General features: G+C 67.9%; 5 protein-coding genes. 2 read left to right on the top strand and 3 right to left on the bottom strand.

The annotated features are described in order from the left end of the window. A partial coding sequence (locus tag GTP90_RS35025) for a 4-hydroxythreonine-4-phosphate dehydrogenase PdxA (protein ID WP_175048352.1) occupies positions 1-557 on the top strand: 557 nt, incomplete at its 5' end. Then, entirely contained in the window at positions 554-1,321 is a 768-nt protein-coding gene (rsmA, locus tag GTP90_RS35020; RefSeq protein ID WP_161087830.1) for a 16S rRNA (adenine(1518)-N(6)/adenine(1519)-N(6))-dimethyltransferase RsmA, read from the top strand. The genes GTP90_RS35025 and rsmA, both read left to right, overlap by 4 nt. A 260-nt stretch (positions 1,322-1,581) precedes the next feature. Here rsmA and GTP90_RS35015 read toward each other — a convergent pair whose 3' ends face one another. The 3 genes from GTP90_RS35015 to GTP90_RS35005 form a co-directional block, all read right to left on the bottom strand. After that, entirely contained in the window at positions 1,582-2,220 is a 639-nt protein-coding gene (locus GTP90_RS35015; RefSeq protein WP_161087829.1) for a hypothetical protein, read from the bottom strand. Between the two features lie 58 nt (positions 2,221-2,278). Then, entirely contained in the window at positions 2,279-2,896 is a 618-nt protein-coding gene (locus GTP90_RS35010) for a hypothetical protein (protein WP_161087828.1), read from the bottom strand. A gap of 144 nt (positions 2,897-3,040) precedes the next feature. Continuing rightward, positions 3,041-4,138 (bottom strand): metallophosphoesterase family protein (locus GTP90_RS35005; protein WP_161087827.1); only part of this gene is annotated, 1,098 nt, incomplete at its 5' end.

Below are 4,138 nucleotides of genomic sequence, written 5' to 3'. Positions count from 1 at the left end.
CGCCGCCGCCGCTGCGCGTCGCGCTGGCCACCACCCACCTGCCGCTCAAGGACGTGGCGGCCGCGCTGAGCCTGGACGGCCTGGCGCGCGTGCTCGACATCATCGACCACGACCTGCGCAGCAAGTTCGGCATCGCCGCCCCGACCATCCTGGTGTGCGGCCTGAACCCGCACGCGGGCGAGGGCGGCTACCTGGGGCGCGAGGAGATCGACATCATCGCGCCGGCCATCGCGGCGGCGCAGGCGCGCGGCATCGACGCGCGCGGGCCGTACCCGGCCGACACGCTGTTCCAACCCAAATACCTGCAAGACGCCGACTGCGTGCTGGCCATGTACCACGACCAGGGCCTGCCGGTGCTCAAGTACGCCACCTTCGGGCGCGGCGTCAACATCACGCTGGGCCTGCCGCTGATCCGCACCTCGGTCGACCACGGCACGGCGTTGGACCTGGCGGCCCGGGGCCTCGGCCTGGCCGATGGCGGCAGCATGGACGCCGCGCTCGACGCCGCCGTGGCGATGGCCAATGCCTCCCTTCACCTCAACCAAGAACAATTATGAAACACGTCGCCCGCAAACGCTTCGGCCAAAACTTTTTACATGACAAATACGTCCTCTCCAGCATCACCGAGGCGATCGCCCCGGCGCCGGACGACACGATGGTCGAGATCGGGCCCGGCCTGGGCGCGATGACCGAGCAGCTGATGCGCACGCTGGACCAGATGCACGTGGTCGAGCTCGACCGCGACCTGGTGGCGCGGCTGGAAAAGACCTACAACCCGGCCAAGCTGACCATCCACGCCGGCGACGCGCTCAAGTTCGACTTCGGCAGCATTCCGGTGCCGGCCGGACGCAAGCTGCGGGTAGTCGGCAACCTGCCGTACAACATCTCCAGCCCGTTGCTGTTCCATCTGGCGACGTTCGCGCCGCTGGTGCAGGACCAGCATTTCATGCTGCAAAAGGAAGTGGTGGAGCGCATGGTGGCCGAGCCGGGCAGCAAGACCTACGGCCGGCTGTCGGTGATGCTGCAATGGCGCTACGACATGTCGCTGCTGTTCGTGGTGCCGCCGGAAGCGTTCGACCCGCCGCCGAAGGTGGAGTCGGCCATCGTGCGCATGGTCCCGGTGGCCAACCCGCTGCCGTGCGACGGCGCGGTGCTGGAGGCGGTGGTGCTGAAGGCGTTCTCGCAGCGGCGCAAGGTGATCCGCAACTGCCTGGCCGGCATGTTCACCGAGGCGCAGATCATCGAGGCCGGCATCGACCCGACCATGCGTCCGGAAACGGTCGGCCTGGCGCAGTACGTGGCGCTGGCCAACCTGCTGTAAATAAATTTGGGGTCAAGTCTGACATTCGGACACGGGCTCTGCCGTAGCGGCCACTACGGCAGAGCCCGTGTCCGAATGTCAGACTTGACCCCAAATTGGCAAAAAAAAGCCCGCTGGTGAAAGCGGGCTAAATCCAATTCCTTTGCAAGAAGTGGAGGAGACAGGTGCAGTATGCTGCGACGCGGCATATAACGCAACTTTATTTTTCGAATATCGATCATCACGATAACGAATAACTGTCTCCCGCTCCCTCCCCGCCCTTACTTCGGTGTGCAGCTCAGGATCATGTTGCTGACGATGACGCCGTTGACCACACCGGTGTTGTTGGCCAGCGTGCAATTGATGTCGGCCGGCTGCGACAGGATGGTCACGCCGTAGGCCGCGCCGTCGGCCACCGCCGGCAACTGGAACTCGCCCTTGCCCAGCACGGTGTCGTTGGCGTTGGCGCTCGACACCGAGACCTGGCCGCCGGTCGAGCCGTTCAGCAACACGACCACGCGCGGGGCGGCGGCCGTGGTGCCGCTGGCGGGGGTCGGGAACAGGCCGGTGAAATAGCCGCCCACGGTGTAGCTGTTCTGGATGCAGCGGATCGCCACGGCGATCGACACCGTGTGGCCGGCCGAGCCGGAGGCGCCGGCGATCGGCGCGCAGGTCTGGTGCGCCGGGTTGGCCTGCACGGTGACGTTGTAGTCGGTGCCGTAGGAAATCTGGCGCGGCATCGTGAAGCTGGTGGCGCCGGACGGCACCGGCAGCGTGTCGCTGCCGTTGGCCAGCACCAGGCCGCTGTTGTTCAAGCCCTCGATGCTGCCCTGCACGGCGAATTGGGCCTTGCCGCCGCAGGCGGACAGCGCGGCGGCCAGCATCAGCGCCGCGACGGCGCTCAAAGTCGAAAATTTCATGGTGTACTCCAAAAAGAGGCGGGCGGGCCGGCCATCGCGCGGAGGGCCGGCCCCGGAATTAATTGCAGGTGACGACCAGGTCGGCGTAGTTCTTGCCCGGCATGTTGCCGGTGGGGTTGGCGACCGCGCAGACCTGGGTCTGCTTGGTGGCCGGATCGACCGGTTGCGACAGCACCGTCACGCCGTACGGCGATCCGTCGGCGACCTTGCTGGGGAAGGTGAAGCCGACTTGGGCGCCGGCGGTGGCCGGCGGCAGCACGCTGACCAGGTCGGCGCCGTTGGCCAGCACCAGGCCCTGATAGCGCAGGCCGCTGACGTTGCCGCCCAGCGTATACGGATTGGTGATGCAGTTGAACGCGATCGAGTACGAGGTGTAGGCGTTGGCCTTGCCGGTGTTGGAGTTGTTGAGCGCCGTGCAGATGGCGCCGGTGGGCTGAGTATCGATCTCGATGTCGAATTCCTCGTCGACCGCGGCCAGGCGGGTGAACACGAAGCTGGTGCTGTTGACCGGGATGGCCAGGCGTTCGTTGGTCTTCTTGTTGATCAGGACCAGGTCGGGCTTGTTCAGGCCGGTGATGGTGCCCGACAGGGCCAGGTTGCCGTTGCCGCCGCCGCAGGCGTTCAGCAGGGCGGCGCACGCCAGGGCAAGGCCTGAACGCAGGTACACACTTTTCATAACAATCTCTCTCCAAATCGAATAGGGCCGGGCAACGGGCGGGTGCAGCATCTTACACGCGTTGGCCGGTATTTTAGTGCATTTGGTAACACTGGGGCCGCTAAGCGATGTAACAGCTTGTGACACCCGGGGCCGCCGCGGCGCTCAGCGCACCTGCGCCACCGCGCAGCGCGAGCGCTTGCCGTCGAGCTGGCAGCTGTTGCGCACCCGGCCCTGCAGGTCGTGCACCTGCACCAGCCAGCGGTCGGCGTCCTGGCGCTCCATGGTCATGAAGCCGAAGCCGTCGACCCAGGAACTGAACTGCTCGACCTGCGCGCCCGGCGCCGGCGTCACGCCGTCCGGCAGGCGCTCGGGCAGCGGCACGGTGTCCTCGGCGGTGCCGGAAAAGCCGGAGATGAACTGGCTCGGGTGGCCGCCGGCGAAGCTGACCTGCTCCCACAGGTGCACGTGGCCCGACAGCATGGCCTGCACCGAGGCCGGCAGCAGGCCCGGGTTGAGCGAGCCGAAGGTCTGCTGCAGGCCGGCGTCGCCCGTCAGCAGCCGGATCGAGCCGTCGGCGCGGCGGTCCGCGCCCATGCCCAGCAGCGGATGGTGGGTGATGCCGATGTTGCGCGGCGCCTGCTGCGCCAGCGCGTCCAGCTGCCGGTACAGCGTGCGGTACTGCTCGTAGCCCTGATCGCCCGGCTTGAAGCCCTTCCACGTGGTGTTGGCGGTGTCGAGCACCAGCAACTGGGTGTCCTGGCCGATCGGCACGGCATAGGGCGCGCTGTAGTTGCCGAGCACGTCGTCGCCGGCGTTGTTGCAGTCGCGCCCGGCGGCCAGCGGACGCGGATCGAGCAGGCGCCAGTAGCCCTGGCCGCCGCGCTGGCAGTTCTCGTGATTGCCGCGCGCCATGATCCACGGCGCCGCCCGCAGCAGCGCCGCGCCGGGCGCGAAGAAGTCGGCGTTCCAGGCGTCCCAGCCGTAGCCCCACGGGCTGCCGGCGCAACCGGCGTCGCCGTCCGGGCAGGCGTTCTCGCGGTAGTGGTAGTCGCCGACGTGGATCACCAGCTCCGGGCCCCACGCGGCGGCGGCCGCCGCGATGGCGGCGAACGGATAGTCGGCCGCGCGGTTGCAGGCCTGGTAGCTGTTGGAACTCTTTTGCAGGCGGCAGCCGGTGTCGCCGATGACCACGATGCGGCGCGGCGCGGCCACCGGCTGCGGCAGCGCGCGGCCCAGCACGCTGGCCTGGGCATGGCCGCC

It is taken from the genome of Duganella vulcania, assembly GCF_009857655.1.
Taxonomy (GTDB): Bacteria; Pseudomonadota; Gammaproteobacteria; order Burkholderiales; family Burkholderiaceae_D; genus Rugamonas; species Rugamonas vulcania.
This window is presented reverse-complemented; position numbering and strand designations above follow the sequence as displayed.